General features: G+C 71.7%; 22 protein-coding genes and 1 tRNA gene. 13 read left to right on the forward strand and 10 right to left on the reverse strand.

The window, feature by feature from the left end:
* Window positions 1-60: 60 nt before the first annotated feature.
* Window positions 61-3,840, reverse strand: coding sequence for a rhamnogalacturonan lyase family protein (locus tag F6B42_RS15120; protein ID WP_150419942.1), 3,780 nt, complete (start codon window positions 3,838-3,840; stop codon window positions 61-63).
* A gap of 145 nt (window positions 3,841-3,985) precedes the next feature.
* The gene (locus tag F6B42_RS12110) at window positions 3,986-4,921 is read right to left on the reverse strand and encodes a GTP-binding protein (protein ID WP_223878477.1); all 936 of its coding nucleotides are present in this window, start codon (window positions 4,919-4,921) and stop codon (window positions 3,986-3,988) included.
* A 93-nt stretch (window positions 4,922-5,014) separates the two neighbouring features.
* Between F6B42_RS12110 and ykgO the strand changes: the two genes are divergently transcribed.
* Together ykgO and F6B42_RS12120 are read left to right on the forward strand one after the other, a co-directional pair.
* Complete coding sequence (ykgO, locus tag F6B42_RS12115; protein ID WP_150419944.1) at window positions 5,015-5,137, forward strand: type B 50S ribosomal protein L36; 123 nt, start codon at window positions 5,015-5,017, stop codon at window positions 5,135-5,137.
* 91 nt (window positions 5,138-5,228) lie between these two features.
* Window positions 5,229-6,008, forward strand: coding sequence for an isocitrate lyase/PEP mutase family protein (locus F6B42_RS12120; protein WP_150419945.1), 780 nt, complete (start codon window positions 5,229-5,231; stop codon window positions 6,006-6,008).
* A gap of 89 nt (window positions 6,009-6,097) precedes the next feature.
* Here F6B42_RS12120 and F6B42_RS12125 read toward each other — a convergent pair whose 3' ends face one another.
* Window positions 6,098-6,955: an SDR family oxidoreductase gene (locus F6B42_RS12125; protein WP_150419946.1), complete on the reverse strand. Its 858-nt coding sequence runs from the start codon at window positions 6,953-6,955 to the stop codon at window positions 6,098-6,100.
* A 95-nt stretch (window positions 6,956-7,050) separates the two neighbouring features.
* Here F6B42_RS12125 and F6B42_RS12130 point away from each other — a divergent pair, with 95 nt between their 5' ends.
* The 4 genes from F6B42_RS12130 (at window position 7,051) to F6B42_RS12145 (ending at window position 10,665) form a co-directional block, all read left to right on the forward strand.
* Complete coding sequence (locus F6B42_RS12130; RefSeq protein ID WP_150419947.1) at window positions 7,051-7,416, forward strand: winged helix-turn-helix transcriptional regulator; 366 nt, start codon at window positions 7,051-7,053, stop codon at window positions 7,414-7,416.
* Between the two features lie 106 nt (window positions 7,417-7,522).
* Window positions 7,523-8,125 (forward strand): PadR family transcriptional regulator, encoded by a 603-nt coding sequence (locus F6B42_RS12135; protein WP_150419948.1) that lies wholly within the window; start codon window positions 7,523-7,525, stop codon window positions 8,123-8,125.
* Window positions 8,126-8,130: 5 nt separating this feature from the next.
* Complete coding sequence (locus tag F6B42_RS12140) at window positions 8,131-9,873, forward strand: ABC1 kinase family protein (RefSeq protein ID WP_150419949.1); 1,743 nt, start codon at window positions 8,131-8,133, stop codon at window positions 9,871-9,873.
* A 63-nt stretch (window positions 9,874-9,936) separates the two neighbouring features.
* The gene (locus F6B42_RS12145; protein ID WP_150419950.1) at window positions 9,937-10,665 is read left to right on the forward strand and encodes an NUDIX hydrolase; all 729 of its coding nucleotides are present in this window, start codon (window positions 9,937-9,939) and stop codon (window positions 10,663-10,665) included.
* Between the two features lie 34 nt (window positions 10,666-10,699).
* Here the strand turns inward: F6B42_RS12145 and F6B42_RS12150 are convergent, their stop codons facing one another.
* Window positions 10,700-12,004, reverse strand: a complete 1,305-nt coding sequence (locus F6B42_RS12150; protein ID WP_150419951.1) for an SLC13 family permease — start codon at window positions 12,002-12,004, stop codon at window positions 10,700-10,702.
* Between the two features lie 72 nt (window positions 12,005-12,076).
* Between F6B42_RS12150 and F6B42_RS12155 the strand changes: the two genes are divergently transcribed.
* Together F6B42_RS12155 and F6B42_RS12160 are read left to right on the forward strand one after the other, a co-directional pair.
* Entirely contained in the window at window positions 12,077-13,504 is a 1,428-nt protein-coding gene (locus F6B42_RS12155) for a serine hydrolase (RefSeq protein ID WP_150419952.1), read from the forward strand.
* A gap of 9 nt (window positions 13,505-13,513) precedes the next feature.
* Window positions 13,514-14,695: a PQQ-dependent sugar dehydrogenase gene (locus tag F6B42_RS12160; protein WP_150419953.1), complete on the forward strand. Its 1,182-nt coding sequence runs from the start codon at window positions 13,514-13,516 to the stop codon at window positions 14,693-14,695.
* A gap of 15 nt (window positions 14,696-14,710) precedes the next feature.
* Here F6B42_RS12160 and F6B42_RS12165 read toward each other — a convergent pair whose 3' ends face one another.
* On the reverse strand, window positions 14,711-14,890 hold the full coding sequence (locus F6B42_RS12165) for a hypothetical protein (RefSeq protein WP_150419954.1): 180 nt from the start codon (window positions 14,888-14,890) through the stop codon (window positions 14,711-14,713).
* A 188-nt stretch (window positions 14,891-15,078) separates the two neighbouring features.
* Here F6B42_RS12165 and F6B42_RS12170 point away from each other — a divergent pair, with 188 nt between their 5' ends.
* Window positions 15,079-15,633, forward strand: coding sequence for an NYN domain-containing protein (locus tag F6B42_RS12170; RefSeq protein ID WP_150419955.1), 555 nt, complete (start codon window positions 15,079-15,081; stop codon window positions 15,631-15,633).
* A gap of 113 nt (window positions 15,634-15,746) precedes the next feature.
* Here the strand turns inward: F6B42_RS12170 and F6B42_RS12175 are convergent, their stop codons facing one another.
* Window positions 15,747-17,453 carry an AMP-binding protein gene (locus F6B42_RS12175; protein ID WP_150419956.1) on the reverse strand — a complete coding sequence of 569 codons (1,707 nt, stop codon included), beginning with the start codon at window positions 17,451-17,453 and terminating at the stop codon, window positions 15,747-15,749.
* Window positions 17,454-17,500: 47 nt separating this feature from the next.
* Between F6B42_RS12175 and F6B42_RS12180 the strand changes: the two genes are divergently transcribed.
* Complete coding sequence (locus F6B42_RS12180) at window positions 17,501-17,890, forward strand: DUF3054 domain-containing protein (protein ID WP_150419957.1); 390 nt, start codon at window positions 17,501-17,503, stop codon at window positions 17,888-17,890.
* Window positions 17,891-17,899: 9 nt separating this feature from the next.
* Window positions 17,900-18,397: a DUF427 domain-containing protein gene (locus tag F6B42_RS12185; protein ID WP_150419958.1), complete on the forward strand. Its 498-nt coding sequence runs from the start codon at window positions 17,900-17,902 to the stop codon at window positions 18,395-18,397.
* Between the two features lie 16 nt (window positions 18,398-18,413).
* On the opposite strand, the gene F6B42_RS12190 is transcribed toward F6B42_RS12185, so the two are convergent.
* The 3 genes from F6B42_RS12190 to F6B42_RS12200 form a co-directional block, all read right to left on the reverse strand.
* Complete coding sequence (locus F6B42_RS12190) at window positions 18,414-19,082, reverse strand: NADPH-dependent F420 reductase (RefSeq protein WP_396652468.1); 669 nt, start codon at window positions 19,080-19,082, stop codon at window positions 18,414-18,416.
* A 142-nt stretch (window positions 19,083-19,224) separates the two neighbouring features.
* Entirely contained in the window at window positions 19,225-20,001 is a 777-nt protein-coding gene (locus F6B42_RS12195; RefSeq protein WP_150419960.1) for a siderophore-interacting protein, read from the reverse strand.
* Between the two features lie 50 nt (window positions 20,002-20,051).
* Window positions 20,052-21,092, reverse strand: coding sequence for a lactonase family protein (locus F6B42_RS12200; protein WP_150419961.1), 1,041 nt, complete (start codon window positions 21,090-21,092; stop codon window positions 20,052-20,054).
* Between the two features lie 74 nt (window positions 21,093-21,166).
* Here F6B42_RS12200 and F6B42_RS12205 point away from each other — a divergent pair.
* A tRNA-Ser gene (locus F6B42_RS12205) sits at window positions 21,167-21,255 on the forward strand.
* A 70-nt stretch (window positions 21,256-21,325) separates the two neighbouring features.
* Here the strand turns inward: F6B42_RS12205 and F6B42_RS12210 are convergent.
* The gene (locus tag F6B42_RS12210) at window positions 21,326-21,955 is read right to left on the reverse strand and encodes an HD domain-containing protein (protein ID WP_223878479.1); all 630 of its coding nucleotides are present in this window, start codon (window positions 21,953-21,955) and stop codon (window positions 21,326-21,328) included.
* A 195-nt stretch (window positions 21,956-22,150) separates the two neighbouring features.
* Here F6B42_RS12210 and F6B42_RS12215 point away from each other — a divergent pair, with 195 nt between their 5' ends.
* Window positions 22,151-23,575, forward strand: a complete 1,425-nt coding sequence (locus tag F6B42_RS12215) for a dicarboxylate/amino acid:cation symporter (RefSeq protein ID WP_150419962.1) — start codon at window positions 22,151-22,153, stop codon at window positions 23,573-23,575.
* The last annotated feature ends 82 nt before the right edge of the window (window positions 23,576-23,657 follow it).

Consider the following 23,657-nt stretch of genomic DNA (forward strand, 5'->3'; position numbering starts at 1 on the left):
CCGGGAACGACGACGGGGTGGAGCCGAAGAGCTCCACCCCGTCGTCGTTCCCCGTGCCGGCTACCGCACGCGCACCGTGACCGGCTTCGACGCGGTCTCGCCGTGCGCGTTCGAGAACACGGCGACCAGGGTGTGCTCACCCGGGGCGACGCCGCTCAGCTGCGCCGTTGCGCGCTGCGCCCGCGGGCTCTGGGCGGTGAGGTCGCCCGAGGCGACGACCTGCCCGTCGAGCTCGAACCGGTACGCGGTGGCGTTCGTGCCCCACCACAGGTTCGCGGTCGCGGTGAACGACGTCGCACCACCGTGGTTGTCGTGCGAGACCACGGGCGCCGCGGGCGCGGCATCCGTCACGCGGACCGTCGTCGAGAGCGTCGCCGTGGTGCCGCGGGAGTTCAGCAGCTCCGCCGTGTAGACGTAGATGCCGTTGCCGCGGTCGGTGATCGGCCTGCGGATCTCCTGGGAGGTGCCGCGCGCCGGGACGACGCGCGTCTCGATCAGCTCGCCGTTCTCGAAGAGCCGGTACACGCTGCCCGGCGTGCCCCACCAGAGGTTCATCACGACGTCGAAGGTGCCGTCGTGCAGGCCCGACGCCCACCCGCTCGTCGACGACAGCACGCCGCGACCCGGAGCGCTCGAGGCGCCGTCTTCGGGCACGACGACGATCGTCGACGTCGCCTCGCTGACGAGGCCCGCGTGGTTGACCGCCGTGGCCGTGACCACGACCTCGCCGGCCAGACCCAGCGCGGTGAGGTCCACGGCCGCATCCGGGCCGAAGGTCTCGCCGCCGATCCGCACCGAAACCGAGCGCACGCCGCTCTCGGCGTCCTCCGCGGTCACCGCGAGCTGCAGCGGGGTCGTCGCGACGACGACGCCGGTAGGCAGTCCACCGATGACCGGCGCGCTCTCGTCCGCCTCGGGCGAGCCGACGTACGAGATCGACGCCATCGGCGGCTCCGCCATCCCCGCGCCCAGGAAGAACGACGGGTTCGGCGGCTGGTTGTAGGCCGAGTTCTGGTTCGCCACCGCGAGGCGGTACTGCGAGTCGTGCATGAGCGTCGGAATGCGCTCGGCCGTCTCGTCGGTCGTCGTGTAGATGCGGATGCCGTTGCCGTCGGCCCAGCGGACCGCGATCTCCTCGCGCCAATCGCCGAAGAGGTCGGCCTGGATGACCGGGTTGCCCTTCGTCGTGTTGTTCGTGAGGGTGCCCTCGAAACGCTTCACGAGCACCGATTCCCGCTCCTCGTGATCCCACTTCGAGATCGTCGGGACGCCGGTCGAGGTCGTGGCGTCGTAGTCGTGGTCGGTGATCTCACGAAGGAGATCGCCGTCCCACCACGTCACGAAGTTCGCCGCGGGGATGTCGTTCGACAGCAGTTCGCCGTCGGCGGCGTTGAGCGATCCGGTGCGGGAGTTCCAGGCGAAGTCGCCGCCGATGTTCCACGCCTCGGCGCCCGGTGACGTCGGGTCGATGTCGGCGACCGTTCCGCGTCCGGTGTCGCGGCTGCCCCGGTTCGACCACAGGATCTCGCCGGTCTCGGCATCCCGCATCGACGCGATGATCCCGCCGTTGCCCGACGGGCTCTCGTGCACCGAGTACACCTCGAGACCCGGTCGGTCGGTGACGAAGTCGCCGACGTGCAGCGCGTCGCCGTGTCCGAGACGCGTGTTGTACAGCGGCGTGCCGTCGTGGTCGATGGTCAGCGAACCGAACACGATCTCGTCGAGTCCATCGCGGTCGACGTCCGCGGTCGTGAACTGGTGGTTGCCCTGCCCCTCGTACTCGCGGCCGGCGTCGTTCGAATCGAACGTCCACCGCTCGACGAGGCGGCCGTCGACGAGATCCCACGCGACGATGACCGTGCGCGTGTAGTAGCCGCGGCTCGTCACGAGCGACGGGCGCTCGCCGTCGAGATACGCGACGCCCGCCAGGAAGCGGTCGACGCGGTTGCCGTAGTTGTCACCCCAGGAGGCGACGTTGCCGCGGCCGGGGACGTAGTCGACGGTGTCGATCGCCGCGCCGGTCCCGCCGTCGAAGACCGTGAGGTACTCCGGCCCCGCGAGGATGTACCCGCCGCTGTTGCGGTGATCGGCGGCGGGGTCGCCGATGACGGTGCCGACGCCGTCGACGGTGCCGTCGGCCGTCTTGACCGCGACCTCGGCCGAGCCGTCGCCGTCGAAGTCGAAGACCTCGAGCTGCGTGTAGTGCGCTCCCGCACGGATGTTGCGGCCGAGGTCGATGCGCCACAGCGACGTCCCGTCGAGCTTCACCGCCTCGATGTAGACGTTGCCGGTGTAGCCCGACTGCGAGTTGTCCTTCGAGATCGACGGGTTCCACAGGAACACCAGCTCGTACTCGCCGTCGCCGTCGACATCGCCGACCGTGCCGTCGCCGGGCGCGTAGGTGACGGTGTTGCCGTCGGGCAGGGTCATGTCGGCCGGCTTGTCGAGGGCGACGTCGAGGTACTGATCTCCCCAGACGCCGAACTCGTCCGTGACGCTGACCTCGCGCCCGTCGACGAGGGCGGTGACGAGATAGGTCGAATCGGCATCGCCGTCCGGGTCGACGAGGTTGGTCGAGCCCCTGACCGGCTCGGCGGTGATCTTCTCGCCGTCGCGGTAGACCGTGAAGGCGAGGTCGCGATCGTCGAGCCCGAGCAGACGCCACCCGACGTACACGCCGGCATCGGTCGACACGGCCACGGGGGCGCGGTCGAGATACTCGGCCTGGCGGACGAGGGTCGTCGCGATCTCGGTCTCGTGGACGGCCGACGCCTCCGCCGAGCCGCCGGCGTTCTGCGCGACGACCTGGTAGAGGTACGGGCGGGTCGTCAGCACGTCGGTGTCGGTGAAGGTCGCCTGCTCGGCGGTGCCGACGAGCTCGAACGGCAGGTCGGCGCGGGTCGAGCGGAACACCTTCCACTGGACCGCGTCGTCGGCGGCATCCCACGAGAGCGTGATCGAATCGCGCTCGATCGCCGCGGTCGTCAGGCCCGTGGCCACGGCGGGCGCGGCGACGCCCGGGTCGCTCACCGAGATGCTGAGGCGCTCGCCGGTGCGCGATACGCGTTCCCCGACGACCGTCGCCAGCGCGTAGTCGTAGCCCTCCCCGAGCTCGACGGCGGTGTCGACGTAGCCCGGCGTGGTCGTGCGCCCGATCTCGGTCAGCTCGCCGCCGACCGTCCCGCGCAGGATCGCGTAGCCGGTCGCACCGGGAACGGCATCCCAGCTGAGTGCGACGCTCTCGGCATCCGCGTCGACATCCGCCGCGAGAGCGGCGGGAGCGGCGAGGGGAGACTGCACGCGGATGCCGTTGATGCGGCCGTCGCCGCCGGTCACCCGCACCGTCAGCTGACCGTCCGACACCGCGACGGCGGGGAAGTTCTGCTCGTGGACGGCGCCGGAGCTCGTGCGGGGGCCGGCAAACGCGGTGCCCTCGATGTCGAAGCTCGTGCTGTTGCCGGCGATGAGGTCGCCCGCCCAGGTGGTCACCTCGTAGACGCCGTCGGGGACGTCGACGGCGAACACCTGGCCCGCGCCGATCGTGAAGTCCCGCCGCATGAGGTCGTCGCCGCCGCGGTCGCGGAAGCCGCCTGCGGCCGGGGGAGTCAGGAAGCCGTAGCCGCGGTCGGCGGCGTACGTCGTTCCGGGATGGACTCCGGTCCAGCCGGCCGCGACGGGCGTGCTGGGGCCGCCGAAGTCGAAGGCGAGGTCGACACCGGGCGCCGCGGCGCCGGTCTCGGCCGATGCCGGACCGGCCGCGACGAGGCCCGTCGCCATGAGGCCCGCGGCGGCCAGGACCGCGGTGAATGTTCTCGCTCCGGGGGGACGAGTCGAACGCACGTGATCTCCTTCGATCGGTGGTGAGGATGCAGCGTGCCGACGCAGGGGAAAGAGTCGGAAAGCGTTTGCCCGCTGATTCGTTTCATCCTTGCGCCTTCGGCACCTGTTCGGCAAGAGGCAGGTCCATCGCTCGCCGCGGGCGGCGTCAGCGATCGAGGCCGGGGCCGCCGTCGTCGGCGGTCACGACCGGCCACGCGGGCAGAGCGTCGGCGTACTCGAGCCACGCGAGCGGCCCGGCCGCCAGTTCGCGGTCATCCAGCGCGGCCTCGTCGAGCAGGCGCGAGACCGCCTCGCCGTTCAGATCGATGCCGGTGATGGCGAGATCCTGGCCGGTGTCGTCGAACCCGTGATCGCCGGTCAGCGGATCGAGCCACATCGCCGAGCCCGACTGCTCCCACCGCGCCGGGCGGTGGGGCCGCGTCGCGAGTCGGCAGACGCCCATCGACCGGACGACGACGCCGAAGCGGCCCGACTCGAGGGTGTCGAGCGCCGACAGGAGACGTTCGGGATGCAGCGGCCTCAGCTGCTCGTAGTGCAGGGTCGTGACCCGCCGGTCGGTGAGGAAGGGGTCGTGAGCGCCGTTCAGGGCGCGGGTCCAGCCGGGTCGCTCGCCAGGCGGTGTCGAGGGGCGTCCGCTGTCGTGGTCCAATGCGCGCAGGTCGTCCGGCACGCCGCGACTCAGCCGGACGCGTGCGGTCGGGGCAAGGTGCGAGACGAGCGCCATGAGGATCGAGAGAGCGACCGTCGGCACGCGTTCCCAGTTCACGATGACGACGGCCGTCGATCCCTCGATGAGGGTCGCCGCCTGCCGCGCTCGCGCGCCGACGTCGCCGCGCGCGTCGCCCGCATCGACGGCACGGCGCAGCGGGGCCTCGTCTCGCAGATCCGAGAGCGCGTGGCGCGCATCGACGATGCAGATCGAGTCGGCGTCGTCGAGAGACCGGTGCGCGATGCGGGGGTCGGCGTCCGCCGGCAGGTCGACGACGTGCCGCCCGGAGCGGCGGAGTGCGATGCCGGCGAGGCGGGCGTAGCGGCGTCGTTCGGCGCTGCACACGCCGGTGATGAGGATCCGAGGTGTCACGGCGAGGCTTTCCGGTCTGGGTGGACGAGCCCGGGTTGCGGGCGCGGTCATCCACCGTATCCTATTGACAACCATTCTCAATTGGAGGTCGTCATGAAGGTCCGTGCCTCGATCAGGTCGCTCAAGAACCAGCCGGGGGCTCAGGTCGTCCGCCGGCGCGGTCGGGTGTACGTCATCAACAGACGGAACCCGCGCTACAAGGGCCGTCAGGGCTGATGCCCGGCGGTGTCCACCGATTCGGCCTGACACGGGATGCGTCCGTCCGCAAGGGCGCGACCGTGTCGGCCGCGGTGGATAGCGTGAGCGCATGACCACCCCCGCCGAGCGCGCCCAGACCCTGTCCGACCTCCACGCCGCCCCCGAGATCCTGCGCGTCGTCAACGTGTGGGACGTCGTCTCCGCCGAGGCGATCCTCGCTCTGCCCGAGACGCGCGCGATCGCGACCGCCGGGCACTCGATCGCCGCCAGCTTCGGCTACGAGGACGGCACCGACATCCCGCTCGGGCTCGTCCTCGACATGGTGGCGCGGATCGTGAAGGTCGCCGGCGACGTGCCGGTCACCGCAGACCTGGACGCCGGATTCGGCGACCCGGGCGAGACGACCCGACGCGCGATCGGCGTCGGCATCGTCGGAGCCAATGTCGAGGACCGGCTCCAGCCCCTCGCGGACTCGGTCGCCGCCGTCGAGGCGATCGTCCGCGCCGGCCAGGCTGAGGGTGTTCCCTTCGCCCTGAACGCGCGTACCGATGCCTTCGTCCGTGCCGGCGACCGGTCGACCGAGGAGTCGATCGCGGACGCCATCGAGCGCGGTCGTGCCTACCTCGACGCGGGCGCCGACGTCGTGTTCGTCCCCGGCATCCTCGATGCCGACATCACGCGTCAGCTCGTGGACGGTCTGGGTGAGCGCAAGCTCAGCGTCATCGGGCTCCCGGGCGCGCTGACGGCGAGCGAGTACGAAGACCTCGGCGTCGCCCGCATCTCCTACGGGCCGACGACGCAGCGGGTCGCGCTGACGGCGCTGCAGGATGTCGCGCAGCAGCTCTATGCGAACGGTGTCATCCCGGCCTCGACCCGACCCCTCAACTGAGTCCTCGGCCCGCCGAGGGCCGAGCCGGCGCGCCGCTGGAGATGTCACCGCCCTGACCGGACGGTGACGACGCGCCGGCTCGGCGGTTCTCAGGACAGCGCCGCGCGGATGCCGTCGACGAACGACGTCGTCGGCCGGCCGATCAGACGCGAGAGGGTCGCGTCCTCGACATCCAGGACTCCGTCGCGGATGCCGGCGTCGATCCCGGCGACGAAGGCCGCCGTGCCGGTGTCGAGTCCGGCGTGCTCGAGCGCCGCGACGTGCTCGGCCTCGGTGAGCCACACGTAGGTGACGTCGCGCTCCAGCACCTCGGCCGCCGCGGCGGCGATGTCGTCGTAGCTCACGCGCGTGTCGCCGGCGAGCTCGTACACGGCTCCGATGTGGCCGTCGTCGAGCAGCACGACCGCGGCGGCCTCGGCGAGGTCTGCACGCGTCGCCGGGGCGATCACGGCCGCGCCGACGGATGCCGCGATGACGCCGGACTCCGCTGCCCGCTGCACGTCCGGCACGAAGTTCTCGATGTACCAGTTGTTGCGCAGCACCACGGCCGGCAGGCCGCTCTCGGCGATCGCGGCCTCGGTCGCACGGTGGTCGGCGCCCAGCGCCCAATCGAATGTGTCGGCCTTCGGCGCGCTCGTGTAGACGAATCTCGACACCCCGGCGGTTGCGGCGGCCGAGACGACGTTGCGGTGTCCGTCCGCGCGGCTTCCGGGTTCCGAACCCGAGACGAGGAGGAGGGCGTCGATGCTCGCGAAAGCCTCGGCGAGGGAGGCCGGGTCGTCGTAGTCGACGCGTGCCGTCCGCACGCCGCGGGCCGCGAGATCGGCGACCTTCGAGACATCGCGAGCCCCCGCGACGATGGTGTCGGCAGCGGTGCCGCGGGCGAGGAGCGAGTCGACGACGAGGCGGCCGAAGTGGCCGCTCGCGCCGGTGACGAGGATGGTCATCGTGATCCTTTCGATCGGGTGTCGATCGAAGCAACCGCGGCTCGGACTCTCAGCATTCCACGCGAGGGGTACCCACTTTCGAGTAAGGTACCCACGTGAAAGTGAGTCTGGGGCGGCTGCAGCAGCAGCATGACGCGGTCTTCCGCGAGAACTGCCCGACGCGAACGGTCCTCGATCACGTCATGAGCAAGTGGGGCGTCCTCGTCCTGATGAACCTGACCGATGGGACGGCGCGCTGGGGCGAGCTGCGCCGGACCGTCGAGGGCATCAGCGAGAAGATGCTCGCCTCGACCCTCCGCACCCTCGAGGCCGACGGGCTCGTCGTCCGGACGGCGCACCCGGAGGTGCCGCCGCGTGTCGACTACGCCCTCACCCCGCGGGGTGAGGATCTCATGGAGCGCATGATGCCGCTCATGGAGTGGATCGCGGAGAACGCCGACGACATCGTGGCGCGCCCCTGACATCGGGGAGGTGTGCGCGGCATCCTGAGCGTTCCGTCCGAACCCTTCCCGTCCCCCGGTGAGCGATATATCGTTGAGTATCGGTAACGAGACCTGGGAGGTCAGCATGAGCGGAACATTCCCCACCGGCGGTTTCGGCGGTCGCGACAGCGGCAGCGGGGCCGGCAACATCTTCGGAGGACGCGGCGGATTCAACGTCAGCGACCTCGGCAACAACGTCTTCGAGGCCTTCGACCAGCTTCGTTCGACCTTCGAGCAGAAGGTCAACACGCGCGTCGGCCGCGGCGACGTCCGGGCATCCGTGCTCGCGCTCCTCGCCGAGCAGCCGATGCACGGCTACCAGATCATCCAGCGCATCGAGGAGCGCAGCGGCGGCTCGTGGAAGCCGAGCGCCGGCTCGGTCTACCCGACGCTCCAGCTGCTCGCCGACGAGGGCCTGATCCAGGCCGAGGAGTCGAACGGTCGCAAGACGTACTCGCTCACCGAGGCGGGACGGGCGGCAGCCGCCGAGTCGGGCGAGAAGCCCGCGCCGTGGGAGAGCACCACGCGTGATCACCACCGCATGACGGCGCTGCCCAAGGCCGGCGTCGAGCTCGCACAGGCTGCCGCTCAGGTCGGTCGCAGCGGGTCGGCGGAGCAGGTTCAGCAGGCCGTCGAGATCCTCGACGACGCGCGCCGCAAGCTCTACGCCCTTCTCGCGCAGGCCTGACCGGGGTGGTCGCGGCTTCCGCGTCCCCGACCGCATCGCCCGGATCGCCCACGCGGCCGGGCGATGCGGTCACGCGCGCGCGGTATCGGCGGATTCTCCGATTCGCCGCGCGAGCGCTCGTGCAGACGTGGTGGTTCGAGCTGTTCCTGCCGCGCGTGGGCCTGACCCGGCTGGCCGAGCGGAGTCGTCCGAAGCGGATGCGGCGCATCGCCCGCCGCTTCCACGCCCTCGCCGTGGACCTCGGCGGCCTCATGATCAAGGTCGGGCAGTTCATGTCCTCGCGTCTGGACGTGCTGCCGCCCGAGATCACGACCGAGCTCCAGGGCCTCCAGGACGAGGTCCCGCCGGTCGACTTCGCGCTCATCCGGTCGGCCACCGAGGCCGAGCTCGGGATTCCGCTCGATCGCGCCTACGCCTCGTTCGACCCCGTCCCGCTCGCCGCGGCATCCCTCGGCCAGGCGCACCGCGCCACCCTGACCGCCGATCAGGCCGCCGACGCCGGCTTCACCGAGGTCGTCGTCAAGGTGCAGCGACCGGGCATCGACGCGATCGTCGAGGTCGACCTCGCGGCGCTCCGCCGCATCGCGCAGTGGCTGCGACGCATCCGCATCGTCTCGCAGCGCGTCGACATGCCCGCACTCGTCGAGGAGTTCGCCGTCACGAGCCTCGACGAGATCGACTACCGTCACGAGGCCGCCAACGCGGAGCGCTTCCGCGAGGAGTTCGCGCAGAACCCCCGTGTGGCCGTCCCCGAGGTCGCGTGGGAGCGCTCGACGGGCAAGGTGCTCACCCTCGCCGATGTGACGGCGATCAAGATCACGGATGCCGCCGGCCTGCGCGCCGCGGGCATCGACCCGGCCGAGGTCGCCGCCGCCTTCGCCTCGGTCATGTTCGATCAGTTCTTCGGCTTCGGCTACTTCCACGCCGACCCGCACCCGGGCAACGTCTTCGTCACCCCGCGCCCGGCGGGCGCGTCGCCCGACGCGCCCGCGTGGCGGCTCACCTTCATCGACTTCGGGATGATGGGCGAGATCTCGCCCGGCACCCGCGAGGCGCTCCGCCGCGTGCTCGTCGCCGTCGCGGCGCGCGACGGCAAGGCGCTCGTCGCCGGGATCGGCGAGGTCGGCGCCCTGCTGCCGAGCGCCGACGTCCGCGAGCTCGAGCGCGCGATGACGCAGCTGTTCGCGCGCTTCGGCGGCATGGGGTTCGCCGAGCTCCGGCACGTCGATCCGCGGGAGTTCCGAGACTTCGGCGAGGAGTTCGGCGAGCTCGCGCGGGCGCTGCCGTTCCAATTGCCCGAGAACTTCCTGCTCGTCGTGCGCGCGGCATCCCTCACCTCCGGGGTCTGCACGTCGATCGATCCGGACTTCAACGTGTGGGATGCCGTCGAGCCGTACGCGCTGCGTCTGCTGAACGAGGAGCGCGGCGGCATCATGCGCGAGGCCGCCCAGCGCGCGATGTCATTGGCCGACGTCACGATGCGTCTGCCGCGGCGCCTCGACGACCTGATCACGCACCTGCAGGACGGCAACCTCGACTTCGACAGCCGCCGGCTCGAGCGCCGCATGTCGCGCCTCGAGCGGCTCGGCCGGCGTGCGGTCTCGGGCATCGTCTTCGCGGGACTCCTCGTCGGCGGCGTGCTGCTGCGTCCCGACGACGAGACCTTCGGAACGGTTCTCATGGCGCTGTCGGTGCTGCCGCTCGGGCATGTCCTGCTGGCCGGGTTCTTCGACGGCGCGCGTCGCTGACGCGTTCCCGGTCGAGCGCTCGCCGGGTTCGGGCGTGCCCGTCCCGGGCGTAGCCTGGGTGCCATGCCCGCCGAGCCGTCCGCCGCCGCCGCGCGGGCGCAGCTCGAGGGGCTCGCCGCCGCTCTGGCCGGCGCGCCCGACCTCGTGCCGTCGCTCCGCCGGGGTGACGGCGCGCGCTCGGTCGAGGCGGGGTCCGTCACCCGCGCCGCCGCGGTCCTCATCCTGTTCGGCGTCCTCGACGGCTATCCGAGCGATCACGCGCCCGAGGCGGCGCTCTCGCGCGATCTCGACGTGCTGCTCCTCGCTCGGGCCGCGACTCTGAGATCGCACCCCGGACAGGTCGCCCTCCCCGGCGGCCGGGTCGACCCGGGGGATGAGGACGCCGTCGCCACGGCGCTGCGCGAAGCACGCGAGGAGACGGGGCTCGACACCGACGGGGTCGACGTCCTCGGGGAGCTTCCTCCCGTGCCGCTGGAGTACTCCCGCCACCTCGTGACGCCGGTCCTGGCCTGGTGGCGGCGCCCGTCGAAGGTGCGGGTGGTCGATGTCGCCGAGTCCGCCGCCGTCTTCCGCGCGCCGGTCGCCGACCTGCTCGATCCCGCCCACCGCGTCACGACGGTCCTCCGCCGCGATGGTCGGGAATGGCGCGGGCCCGGCTTCCTCGTCGGTCCGGCAACCGGTGGGCACCTCGTCTGGGGGTTCACGGCGATGCTGCTCGACGAGATCTTCACGCGACTCGGGTGGACCGAGCCCTGGGACAGAGCGCGCGAACTCTCGCTGCCGGCGGAGTGACGGGTCGCGACGCCCTGCCGGGGTCGCGTCCGCGTCAGAATCTCCAGATCAGCGGCACGTAGAGCACGGCGGCGGCGAGGAACAGCAGCGCGAGCGGCAGCCCGAGCCGCCAGTAATCGCCGAAGCGGTATCCGCCCGGGGACATGACCATGAGATTGACGGGAGTGGCCACGGGCGTCAGGAACGCGGCGGCTCCGGCAACGGTCAGGGCCATGAGGAAGGGCAGGGGGCTGACGCCGAGACTCGTGGCGACGGAGGTCGCGACGGGTGCGACGATCAGCACCGTCGCGACGTTGGAGATGAACTGGCCGAGGACGACGACCACGACGCAGACGACCAGCAGCGCGATGTGCGGGTCGGCGGCGCCGACGACGGCGAGCAGGCCGTCCGCGACGAGGTCCGCGGCTCCCGTGTCGAGGAAGGCGACCGACAGCGGGATCATCCCCGCGATGAGCACGAGGGTCGTCCACGAGATGCCCGTGTAGAGGTCGGGCAGCCGGACGACCCGGGTGAGGATCAGCGCTCCGGCCGCCAGCAGGCCGGCGATCGCTGCGGGCACGGCGCCGGTCGCCAGGACGACGACCATCGCGGCGGTGATGACGACGGTGCGCCGGAAGCCGGTGCGGGCCCGCCGCCGCGTGCGGACGGCGCCGGTCCGCACGACCTCGGGTACGAGCGAGAGGGTTTCGCTCTCGCGGTCGGAGAGCTCCGCCGGTTCGGGCTCGGGCCCGCACCGGGGGAGCAGCCGCGGGCCGAGCGTCACGACGACGGCGACCGTGGCGATCGTCAGCGGCACGCCGACGAGGGCGAACTCGAAGAAGCCGAACGAGCGACCCGCCTCGGATGCCGCGAGCTCGGATACCACGACGTTCACCGGCGTCCCGGTCAGCGTCAGCAGCGAGGCCGCCGACGCGACGAAGGCGAGGGGGATCATCAGCTGGGACGTCGGGATCCGCGAGCGTCGGGCGATGACGACCGCGACGGGGATGAGCGCGGCGACGGCGCCGTTGATGCTGATGAGCGCGGTCAGCACGGCGGCGATGCCGCCGAGCCGGACGAGGACGCCGCCCCGCCGCGTTCCCGCGCGCGCGAGGATGACCCCGCCGACCCAGCGGGTGACGCCGCTCGTCTCGAGCGCCGTCGCGACGACGAACAGGCTCGCGATGAACAGCACCGTCGGGTCGCCGAATCCGGCGAGGGCGGAGGGCAACGACAGGACGCCGGTCGCCCACAGCGCGACGGCGACGCCCACCGCGACGACCTCGAGCGGCACGCGTGCTGAGAGGAACGCGGCGATCGCCGCGCCGAGGATCAGGAAGGTCGCGACGATCGGATCCACCCGTCCCACGCTACCGGCGCCTCCGCCGGACGGGGGAGGCGCCGGTGGCGACGGCTTTGGCAGGCTGGAGGAGTGGAACCTCGCATCGAAACGCACACGGCATCCGAACCCTCCGCACCGACCCGCCGGGCCTCCCGGCGGATCACCCGACGAACGGTCGCGGTCGCGACGGCGCTCGCTCTCGCGGCGACGCTCACGGCCTGCAGCACCGACGAGACGGACGCACCGGCCCCGGGGGGCTCGGCATCGCCCGTCGCGATTCCCGAGACCCCGGTGGGGATGCAGTCCCAGTGGGTCCTCGACGAGATCAACGGGGACGACGAGACGACGACGGCGGAGATCGAGGAGCGTTTCGACGCGGCGATCCTCGATCAGCTCAGCGCGACCGATCTGCAGAGCGTGTTCGCCGACCTGCGCGCCGCGGCACCGTGGACGCCCATCGGCTACGAGGGCTCCGACGTGCAGGCACGGGTGACGATCGAGGCGTCGGACGTCGCCTACGACATGAGCGTTTCGGTGACGCCGGACGGACTGATGGACGGGCTCCTGTTCGGGGAGTCCGTCGCCGACCGCACCCCCGCGGCGTCGTGGGACGAACTCGGCGAGCAGATCGAGGACGCGCCCTTCGCGGCGTCGCTCGCCGTGAGCACCGTCGGCGACGCGGACCCGTCGGTCGACCGGCGGTTCGGGTCCGCCGATCCGATGCCGATCGGGTCGATGTTCAAGCTCTGGGTCCTCGGGGCGGTCGTCGACGCGGTCGAAGCGGGGACGCTGTCGTGGGACGACGAGCTGACCATCGACGCCCGCGTGCGGAGCCTGCCGAGCGGCGAGCTGCAGGATCTACCCGACGGGTCGACCGTCTCGGTGCGCGAGGCCGCCGAGAAGATGATCGCGATCAGCGACAACACCGCGACCGACGCCCTCATCCTCGCGGTGGGACGGGACCGCGTCGAGGCGGCGATGACGGACATGGGAGCCACCGCCGCCGAACGGAACATCCCGTTCCCGACGACGCGCGAGCTCTTCTGGCTGCTGTTCGGCGAGGAGGATCTGCGGACCCTCTGGGCAGGGGCGGACGGCGACCCGACGGCCCGCGCCTCGGTGCTCGAGCGCATCCCCGCCGGGGTGCCCGACCTCTCCGCCGCCGGAGCCGTGACGCCCGCGTGGCGCGACGGCGTCGAGTGGTTCGCGACACCGGACGACATCGCGGCTGCGCACGTCGCTCTGCAGGAGCGGGCCCGGACGGATGCCGGAGCCCCCGTCCGGGAGATCCTGTCCGCGAACCCGGGATCGCAGTTCGACGACGTGTGGACCTACGTCGGGTTCAAGGGCGGAAGCTCGCCCGGCGTGCTCGCGGGGTCGTGGTACCTCGAGCGGGAGAGCGCCGAGCCGGTCGTGGTGAGCGTGTTCGCGCAGGCGGACGACGCGCAGACCCTCGCGAACCCGGGAATCGCCTACGGATGGGTCGAAGACGCCGCGGCGCTGCTCGGCGCCCCGTAGCCTGACCCGATGAGGCGACGGACGACAGCGCAGCGCGCGGGCCACCGGAACACGCCGATCACGGTCGCAGGGCTCGCGGTCGCGACCGCACTCTTCACGGGGTGCGCTCCCGCAGGCGGTGGGGCGTCCGGCGTGGTGTCGCCGGCGCCGAGCGGGACGAACACCGCCGGTCCGACGGCCGAATCGCCGGGAGACCTCGGGCCCGCTTTCTTCCGCCCCGCGGGCGAGCCGGCCGCGGCGGCCGTCGGTCTCGCGGCGCCCTGGTCGGCCGTGGCTCTCGCCGACGGTACGCGGCTCGTCAGCGAGCGCGACTCGGGTGACGTCGTCGAGGTGGACGCTGACGGCGCGACCCGGGTGGCCGGAACGGTCGCGGAGGCGTCCGCGGGTGGCGAGGGCGGTCTGCATGGGCTCGCGGTCCCGCCGGGCGACGAGGGGTGGCTCTACGCGTACGTCGGCACCGCGGACGACAACCGCGTCGTGCGGATGACGATCGGGGGAGCCCCGGGCGCCCGGACGCTCGGGTCGCCCGAGGTCGTCGTCGACGGCATCCCGCGCGATCGTGTGCACAACGGCGGACGGATCGCGTTCGGACCCGACGGGATGCTGTACGTCGCGACCGGCGATGCGAGCGAGCGCGACGTCGCGCAGGACCGCGAGTCGCTCGCCGGCAAGATCCTGCGGGTGACCCCGGAGGGGGAGCCGGCGCCGGGGAACCCGTTCGGGACGGCCGTCTATTCGTACGGGCACCGCAACGTGCAGGGTCTCGCGTGGACGGCGGACGGCACGCTGTGGGCCAGCGAGTTCGGTCAGGACTCCTTCGACGAGCTCAATCGCATCGAGCCGGGCGGCAACTACGGCTGGCCGGTGCACGAGGGTGCGGGAGGCGGCGCCGAGTTCGTCGATCCGGTGCTCACCTGGGCGCCGGCGGACGCGAGTCCGAGCGGCCTCGCCGCCGCGGGCGACACGCTCTTCGTGGCGTCGCTGCGCGGTGAGCGGGTGTGGGCGGTCGATGTCTCGGGCGGCGCCGTCGTCGGCGAGCCCGAGGCCCTGTGGGCGGGGGAGTTCGGCCGCATCCGCGACGCCGTCGTCGCCGGCGATGACCTGTGGCTGCTGACGAACAACACCGACGGCCGCGGGAGTCCCAGCTCCGACGACGACCGCCTGCTGCGCGTGCCTCTCGCGGCGAGCTGATCCGCGCGGCGGCGATCAGCGGCGCCGACGTTCGCTGATCACGCCGACGACGGAGACGATCGGCGCCCCGACGCCGAGAACGAGGAGAAGCCCGACGAAGCCGAAGATCATCGCGTCCGTCGCGCGGCCGTTCGCGGCGGCTTCCATGGTCCCGATCACGACGAACGGCAGTAGGGCGGCCGAAACGGCGAACACGACGATCGCTACGGCGATCCGGCGGGCTCCAGATCTCGGCGGACGCCGACGTCCGTGCTGGAACAGCATCCAACCGCTCACACAAGTCTCCCGTCGCCGTCGTCGCCGTCGTCGCCGCCGTCGCCGTCGTCGCCGCGCGGTCGTGGCTTGATAGCGTTCGAGGACAAGCTTTGCAGACGGAGGATCCGATGACCGAACGCGTGACGTGGCTGCTCATCGACGGCGAGAACATCGACGCGACGCTCGGCCAATCGATTCTCGGACGCCGTCCGGCGCCCGAGGAGCGTCCGCGCTGGGATCGCCTGCTGCAGTTCGTCGACGACACGTGGGGCCAGACCGCGCGGGGGCTGTTCTTCCTCAACGCGAGCAACCACTTGCCGATGTCGTTCGTGCAGGCGCTGCTCGCGCTCGGGTACAAGCCGGTGCCGCTGTCGGGCGACGGTGACGAGAAGGTCGTCGACATCGCCATCCAGCGGACGCTCACGGCGCTCCGCGAACGCGACGACGACGTGGTGCTCGTCAGCCACGACCGCGATTTCGTGGGCGAGATCGCGGCACTCACCGGCGGCGACCGGCGCGTGGGCGTGCTCGCGTTCTCGGAGTTCCGCAGCAGCGAGCTGACCGCGCTTCCCGGTGTCGAGTTCTTCGACCTCGAGTACGACGCGCACGCCTTCGATGCGCCGCTGCCGCGCGTGCGCGTCATCCCGATCGAGGCGTTCGACCCCTGGGAGTTCCTCGGCTGACCCGGGGCGCACGATACATCCGTCGGATCGCCGGTGCTGGTGTAACGTCACGGCGCCTCCCGGGTATCTCCGGCCCCGCCCGTCCGACGAACGTATGGCCCGCCCCGCCGGTCTCAGCCCTTCAGACCCGGGAAGTCCGCCTCGCGGAACTCGCTCGCCACCTGCCCGCCCGCATCGGCGGCCGCGATCTCGCGCTCGCGCAGCTCGACCCGGCGGATCTTGCCCGAGATCGTCTTCGGCAGGTCGAAGAACTCCACGCGCCGCACGCGCATGTAGGGCGGCATCGTCTCGCGAGCGTGAGCGAGGATCGCGCGGGCGGTCTCGGCCGTCGGCTCCCAGGAGGCGGCGAGAGCGACGTATGCCTTCACGACGTTCAACCGCACGGCGTCGGGCGCGCCGACGACAGCGGCCTCGGCCACGGCCGGGTGGGTCAGCAGCAGCGATTCCACCTCGAACGCCGAGACCTTGAAGTCGCTGGCCTTGAACACGTCGTCGGTGCGGCCGACGAAGGTGAGGGCGCCGTCGGCATCCCGCACCGCGACATCGCTCGTGCGGTAGTAGCCGTCGTGGTCGACCGCGGCGGTGCGCTCGGGCTCGCCGAGGTACCCCGGCATCAGGTTGAGGGGCCGCTCCGGCGACGTCGGCAGGCAGATCTCGCCCTCGTCGCCGATCGCGCCGGTGACCGGATCGATCAGCACGATGTCGTTTCCCGGCAGCGGCCGCCCCATCGCGCCCGGCTTCACGGGCACTCCGGGAGTGTTGCCGACGACGGCGGTCAGCTCGGTCTGGCCGTAGCCGTCGCGGATCTGCAGGCCCCACCAGCGCTCGATGGTCGCGATGACCTCGGGGTTGAGCGGCTCGCCGGCCGAGAGCAGTTCGCGCAGGGCGCGAGGCCGCCGTTCGAGATCGGCCTGGATCAGCATCCGCCACACCGTCGGCGGCGCGCAGAACGTCGTGACACCGGCGCGATCGAGCTGCGACACGAGCGCCGGCGCGTCGAACCTCGCGTAGGTGTAGACGAAGATCGTCGCCTCGGCGATCCACGGGGCGAAGAACAGACTCCAGGCGTGCTTGCCCCATCCCGGAGCGCTGATCGTCATGTGCACGTCGCCGGGGCGCACGCCGATCCAGTACGTCGTCGACAGGTGCCCGACGGGGTAGCTGACGTGCGTGTGCACGACCATCTTCGGACGCGACGTCGTTCCGGAGGTGAAGTAGACGATCGCCGCGTCCGCCGAGTCGACGACGATCCCCGGCGCCGCATCGGATGCCGCGCCCGACGCGCCGAAGCCGTGCCACCCCTCACGCTCGCCGCCGACGACGATGCGGGCGAAATCGCCCGCGATGCCGTCGAACTTGACGGCATCCGTTCCGTCCGCGACGACCGCGCGGATACCGGCCCGCTCGATGCGTTCGGCGAGGTCATCGGTATCGAGCACGACCGAGGTGGGGAGGATGACGGCCCCGATCTTGAGGATCGCGAGCATCGCCTCCCACAGCTCGACCCGGTTGCCGAGCATGAGCATGACGGCGTCTCCGCGTCGCACCCCCAGCCCGGTGAGCCAGTTCGCCACGCGGTTGGAGCGCCGACGCATCTCATCGAAGGTCACCCGGGTCTCGTCCCCGCTCTCCTCGACGATGTGCAGCGCGATCCGGTCGTTGCCCGCCGCGATCGCATCGAACCAGTCGACGGCCCAGTTGAAGTGCGGGCCGACCTCGGGCCACGCGAAACCGGCGTGGGCCGCCGCGGGGTCGTGGGCGTTGTCGAGCAGGAAGTCGCGAGCCGCGCGGAACGCAGCGGTCGCATCGGGAGAAGCCATGGGCCGAGTCTAGGAACCTCTGGGGCGCAGCGGGGGAGGATGGACGCATGGCCTTCTTCGCCCTGCTGCTCGACGTCCTGCTCGTCGTCGCCTTCGCCGCCACCGGACGGGCGAGTCACGACTCCGACGTGCTGGCGGGACTGTGGCAGACCTCCTGGCCCTTCCTCACCGCCCTGATCGTCGGATGGCTCGTCGTACGCGCCTGGCGGGCGCCGACGGCGCCGCTGCGCACCGGCGCGGGCGTGTGGATCGTGACGGTAGCCGGCGGGATGCTGCTGCGCGCCGCATCCGGTCAGGGAACCGCCCTGCCGTTCGTCATCGTCGCGACGCTCACCCTGCTCGCGCTGCTCGTCGGCTGGCGGGGGATCGCCCGCGGCGTGCGAGCACTCTCGACGCGCCGGCGCAACGGGAGGCGCGCGGCGGAGCCCCGAGCCTAACGTGCTGTCATGAGACGACCGACCCCCGACCCCGTCGGCCCCGGACAGGAATCCGTCTGGGACTACCCGCGCCCGCCGCGCCTCGAGCGCGTCGACGTGCGCGTCACGATCGACCTCGCCGCCGTGACGATCCTCGACACCGATGACGTCGTGCGGGTCGTCGAGACGAGCCACCCTCCCGTCTACTACCTGCCCGCCGCGGCCTTCGAGCCGGGCTCGCTCGTTCCCACCTCGGGCTCGTCGTTCTGCGAGTTCAAGGGTGCGGCGACGTACTTCGACCTCGTGCGCGGCGACGCTGTCCGGGAGCGGGCCGCGTGGGGCTACCCCGACCCGTCGCCCGGGTTCGAGCAGCTCGTCGGCCGGGTGGCGGTCTACGCCGGCGGCATGGATCGCTGCACCGTCGACGGTGAGATCGTCACCCCGCAGCCGGGCGGCTTCTACGGCGGCTGGGTCACCGCGAATCTCGCCGGACCCTTCAAGGGGATCCCGGGCTCGATGGGATGGTGACCCGGCCGCCGGTTCGTCAGCGTTCTGCGCGTGCGAGGTTCGCCCGCAGCTCGTCCGCGTTCTGCCGGACGACGTAGGCGGGCTGGTCGCGCTCGACGCGCCACGTCTCGGCGAGCGACCCGATGTCAACGGCGTCGAATCCGAAGGCGTCGTACACGGCGGTCACGAGAGCGAGTGCTTCGGGGTGGTCGCTCGCGGTCGCGAGCGCGCGGCGACCCGGCGTGCCTGCGGGCGATCCGTCCGTGTTGATGTCGCGCGCCATGATGTGGTTGAACGCCTTCGCCACCTTCGACTGCGCGAAGTGACGCTGGGCCATCTCGCTCGTCGTCGTGCGCTTCTCGTCGAGCTCGGCAATGTGCCCGTCGCGCTCGAAGTAGTAGTTGTTCGTGTCGAGGACGATCTTGCCCGCGAGCGGCGCGGCCGGGATGTCGCCGAGCGCCTTCAGAGGCACCGTCACGACGACCCATTCGCCGGCCTCCGCCGCCTCGGTCGCCGTCGCGGCGCGTGCCCGGTCGCCCAGGCGGGCGACGAGGTCCGCGAGCGTCTCGGGTCCGCGCGAGTTGGCGATCACGACGTCGTGTCCCTGCGCGACGAGCCCTTCCGCGAGCGCGCTGCCGATGTGTCCTGCTCCGATGATTCCCACTGTCGTCATGGGTATCGGAACGTCGGGGGATGCCGCCGGCATTCCCGCGCGCGGCGTTCTGCGGCATCCGCGTCGCCCACCCCACCCCTTCGCCCCCAGCCCACCCCTCATTCCGTGCGCGCGGGGGGTGGGCTCGGCATCGACGGGTGGGGTCGAGCCGCGGGCTGACGCCGGGAGCGCGAGGTCAGAGGATCTGGCCGATGGGCTCGCGCTTCTCCGCCTGGAAGCGGTCCTCGGTGCGGCCGCGCGCCCAGTAGCCCGACAGCGAGACCTGCGTGCGCTCCAGCCCGCGCTCGGCGAAGAGCACCGGACGCAGCGCCTTCATCGACTCCCGCTCGCCGTGGGCGAAGACGTGCACGCGGCCGGCCGGCCACTCGAACTGGCGCACGACCGCTGCGAGGGCGTCGACGTCGTGGGAGGGATCGACGATCCATTCGATCTCGACGCCGTCGGGTGCGGCGAGGGGGAGGATCGCATCGTCCGATTCGACCTCGATGAAGGCGTGGCCCACGGCATCCGACTCGAGCGCTTCGAGCGCGGCCGTGATCGCGGGGACCGCGGAGAGGTCGCCGGCGAAGAGGTGCCAGTCGGCCGCGGCATCGGGCGCGTACCCGCCGCCGGGGCCCACGAGCTCGAGCCGGTCGCCGATCTGGGCGTTCGCCGCCCAGGGTCCTGCGAGCCCGTCGTCGCCGTGGACGACGAAGTCGATGTCGAGGGTGCGGGCGACGGCGTCGACCCGGCGGACGGTGTAGGTGCGGGTCACCGGCGCGGACTCCGGGGCCGGCGTCGTGAACTTCAGCTTGACGTACTTGTCGGTCTCCGGTCGGTTCTCGAACCGCGAGAAACCATCGCCGCCGAGCGTCACGCGCACCAGGTGCGACGACAGGCGCTCGGTCGCGACGACCTCGAGCTCGATCGACGGTCGGGGCGTGCGGGGAGCGGTGCGCGAAGAAAGGGTCACCTAACCACGGTACCCCCGTCGCGCGCCGCGGCGCCCGCCCGATCCCGGTCTCAGACGAAGCGCACCCAGTTCGCGCCCGCGCCGGTCTCGACCTGCTGGAGCTGCTGCAGCCGGGTGCCGTCGACCGCGTAGAGCGTCACGGTCTGGGACCGCTCGCCGGCCGCGACCAGCAGCGATCCGTCGGGGGAGAGCGCGAATCCGCGCGGCTGCGGTTCGGTGGGCACGAACTCGCGGGGCGCGCTCACCGTCCCGTCCGCGGCGACCGCGACGGCGCTGAGGGTGCTGGTCGATCGCTCGGAGGTCCAGAGCACCGAGCCGTCGGCGCCGCGGTGGATGTCGGCGCCCCAGACCGCGTGGTTCGCGACCGGGTCGCCCCCGATCTCGCCGAAGACGAGCCCGGCCGAGGCGTCGACGGCGGATGCCGCGGAACGCAGCTCGAGCGCGCCGGTCTCGATGTCGCGGGCGTAGTGGAGCACTTCGCCGGAGTACTCGGTCATGACGTAGACCGCGTCGCCCGACGCGCTGAACACGAGGTGGCGGGGGCCGCTGCCGGCGGGCGCCGCGACCGTGCCGTCGCCGACCGCGGTGAGCGAGAGATCCTCGCCGAGGGCATAGGCGGCCACCAGGTCGTCGCCGAGCGAGACGAAGTACACGAAGCGACCGTCGTCGCTCGCGAGCACGGAGTGGAGCTTCGAGAACGACACGCGTGCCGTGGGCTCACCGACGACGCCGTCCGCCACGGGCGCGACGAGGCCGTAGTCGCCGCCGTACGAGGCGGCCAGCAGCGCCGTGCCGTCGCGGGTCAGGGCGACGTAGCTGATCGAGCCGTCCGGCAGATCGAGACGCGAGCGGGGCGTCAGGTCGCCCGACGCGCGGTCGAGTGCGAGCGTGACGATGCCCGCGGGTTCGCCCTCGGCGCCGCCCTTCACGCCGGCGTAGACGAGGTCGCGCTCCGCGTCGACCGCGAACGTGCCGGTGCCCGTCAGCCCCTCGGCGACGAAGACGCGCTCGAGCGCCCCGGCGACGAGGCGGAACACGCTGATGCTGCTGTCACCCGCGTTGGCGACCAGGACGAGAGAGGAATCAGTCACCCTCCGAGCCTAACCGCGGCCGCCCCGAGGGTGAGCGGTGAGGACCGCGCGCGAGGACTGATAAACTCGCGGACGGAAGTGTGTCCGAGCGGCCTAAGGAGCATGGCTGGAATCCATGTAGGCGGGGTAACTCGCCTCGCAGGTTCAAATCCTGTCACTTCCGCCGAAGCGAAGAGCGTCACCCCCGAGGGAGTGGCGCTCTTCCGCTTTCCCGGCACCGGTCGGGCGTCGCGTCACCCCCCCCGCAGGATCCGGTCCCAGACCTCGCCGCCGGCGCCGATCCGGCCCGAGGCGTCCAGCCGTGCGGCAGGGCTTCCGGGCTTGCGTGCCGCCTGCGCTCGGATGCAGCCGGCGAAGTGCGCCGTGAAGTCGAGCCGCGGGTGCAGCGTCGTCACCGCGCGCAGGGCCGCGGCATCCCACAGCTCCGGCGCCGCCCCCGACACGTCGAGGCTCGTCGCGACCTCGAGCAGATGGCCCTCGGCATCCTGCTCGGGATCGACGCTGACCCACATGTGCCGCTCGATGACTTCGCGCGTCCGTTCGCGGCGCTCCGGGGTCCAGCCGGCACCCGCGGCGAAGGCCCACGCCGCCGCTCCGCCCGCCGATTCGAACGCCACCTCGTGGGCGTCGAACGCCGGCGTGACGCCGAGATCGTGGAGCATCGCGGCGACGAAGAGCAGCTCGGGATCGTGGGCGATCCCGAGCGCCTCCGCCCGCAGGCGCGCCCAGGCCCAGGAGCGCAGGGCGTGATTCGTCAACGCCGGAGCAGACCAGCGACGCACGACCTCGAGGGAGAGCGCGGCGGTCTCGGAGGGGGGAGCGAGCAGGGAATGGAGCGCGTCGGTCGCGGCGTTGTCGATCACGGTGCCATCTTCGAGGCGCTCGGGCTCGGCGATGCCGGCTCATGCAGAAGAAGGCAGAGTTCGGCGGCAGTCTGACGCGAAGGCGACGGATGCCGGACCACCGCCGTCATCCGCGGTCACACGACCCGGGGCACCTCCGAAAGCGCCTAACGTTTCATGGTCGCCACCGCGACGCCACCCCCCAGGAGATTCACCATGAGTTCTGCCACGCCTGCACGCGGCGCCGCCACCGCCACGCGCGCGCCCAAGCCGAAAAAGCCGTTCTACCGCTCGTTCGGATTCCAGATCACGGTCGCCCTCATCGCGGGCCTGCTGCTCGGCCTCCTCGCCCGCCAGCTCGGCGACGACGCCGAGGGCAACCCGAACGGTCTCGCCGCGACGCTCTCGACGATCGGCAGCGGCTACGTCACCCTGCTGCGCACCGCCGTCGTGCCGCTGATCTTCCTCGCGATCGTCGCGTCGATCACGCAGCTGCGGAACGTCACCAACGCCGCGCGCCTCGCGGGCCAGACGCTTCTGTGGTTCGGCATCACCGCCCTCATCGCCGTGACGATCGGCATCGTGCTGGGTGTCACGATCCAGCCCGGCGCACGCGTCGACGCGGGCGAGCTCGCCGAGGGTGCGCCCTCGAGCGTCGGCTCGTGGTGGGCCTTCCTCACCGGGCTCATCCCGCAGAACTTCCTCGGCCTGACGGTGTCGACCTCGGTCGACGCCGAGACGGGTGTCGCCAGCTCGAACGTCGGCTACAACGTTTTGCAGATCATCGTCATCTCGGTGGCGATCGGCATCGCCGCCCTGAAGCTCGGCAAGCGCGCCGATGCCTTCGTGTCGTTCACCGAATCGGCGCTGAAGGTCGTCCAGCGGGTGCTCTGGTGGATCATCCGCATCGCTCCGCTCGGCACGCTCGGTCTCATCGGATCCGCCGTGGTCACCTACGGCTGGGAGAAGCTCACGACGCTCCTGTGGTTCGCCGTCGCGATCTACATCGGCCTCGCGCTCGTGCTGTTCGTCGTCTACCCCGTGCTGCTGAAGACGCACGGTCTGTCGATCCGCCAGTACTTCTCGGGCGTCTGGCCCGCGGTGCAGCTCGCGTTCGTCTCTCGCTCGTCGATCGGGACGCTGCCGCTCACGCAGCGCGTCACGGAGCGGAACCTCGGCGTGCCGCGCGAGTACGCGTCTTTCGCCGTGCCGTTCGGCGCGACGACCAAGATGGACGGCTGCGCGGCGATCTACCCCGCCATCGCGGCGATCTTCGTCGCGCAGTTCTTCGGGCTCGAGCTCACCTTCGTGCAGTATCTGCTGATCGTCCTCGTCTCGGTCGTCGGCTCGGCCGCCACCGCGGGGACCACCGGCGCGACCGTCATGCTCACCCTGACGCTGTCGACCCTCGGTCTGCCGCTCGAGGGCGTCGGGCTGCTTCTCGCGATCGACCCGATCCTCGACATGGGCCGCACCGCCGTCAACGTGGCGGGTCAGGCGCTCGTTCCGACGATCGTCGCCAGACGCGAGGGCATCCTCGACCGCGATCTGTACGACGCCGAGCGCTCGGGCGACCCGTTCGCCGACGACAGCGCGGACGACCGCGCCGACGAGGTGGAGGCACCGGCCGCGCGCGCCTGATCCGCCCCGGTGGGGCGCACTTCCGCACGTCGTGCGCGGATATCTCCGCGTCGCACGCGCAGAAGTGCGCCCCATCGGCGTC

This window comes from Microbacterium radiodurans, from assembly GCF_008710705.1.
In the GTDB taxonomy this organism is placed as follows: Bacteria; Actinomycetota; Actinomycetes; order Actinomycetales; family Microbacteriaceae; genus Microbacterium; species Microbacterium radiodurans.

Bases quoted from the DNA above. Each gene is read 5' to 3' on its own strand.
- ykgO (WP_150419944.1), top strand. From the start codon at position 5,015: ATGAAGGTCCGTGCCTCGATCAGGTCGCTCAAGAACCAGCCGGGGGCT.
- F6B42_RS12120 (WP_150419945.1), top strand. From the start codon at position 5,229: ATGACCACCCCCGCCGAGCGCGCCCAGACCCTGTCCGACCTCCACGCC.
- F6B42_RS12125 (WP_150419946.1), bottom strand. From the start codon at position 6,955: ATGACCATCCTCGTCACCGGCGCGAGCGGCCACTTCGGCCGCCTCGTC.
- F6B42_RS12135 (WP_150419948.1), top strand. From the start codon at position 7,523: ATGAGCGGAACATTCCCCACCGGCGGTTTCGGCGGTCGCGACAGCGGC.
- F6B42_RS12145 (WP_150419950.1), top strand. From the start codon at position 9,937: ATGCCCGCCGAGCCGTCCGCCGCCGCCGCGCGGGCGCAGCTCGAGGGG.
- F6B42_RS12160 (WP_150419953.1), top strand. From the start codon at position 13,514: ATGAGGCGACGGACGACAGCGCAGCGCGCGGGCCACCGGAACACGCCG.
- F6B42_RS12170 (WP_150419955.1), top strand. From the start codon at position 15,079: ATGACCGAACGCGTGACGTGGCTGCTCATCGACGGCGAGAACATCGAC.
- F6B42_RS12175 (WP_150419956.1), bottom strand. From the start codon at position 17,453: ATGGCTTCTCCCGATGCGACCGCTGCGTTCCGCGCGGCTCGCGACTTC.
- F6B42_RS12180 (WP_150419957.1), top strand. From the start codon at position 17,501: ATGGCCTTCTTCGCCCTGCTGCTCGACGTCCTGCTCGTCGTCGCCTTC.
- F6B42_RS12185 (WP_150419958.1), top strand. From the start codon at position 17,900: ATGAGACGACCGACCCCCGACCCCGTCGGCCCCGGACAGGAATCCGTC.
- F6B42_RS12190 (WP_396652468.1), bottom strand. From the start codon at position 19,082: ATGCCGGCGGCATCCCCCGACGTTCCGATACCCATGACGACAGTGGGA.
- F6B42_RS12215 (WP_150419962.1), top strand. From the start codon at position 22,151: ATGAGTTCTGCCACGCCTGCACGCGGCGCCGCCACCGCCACGCGCGCG.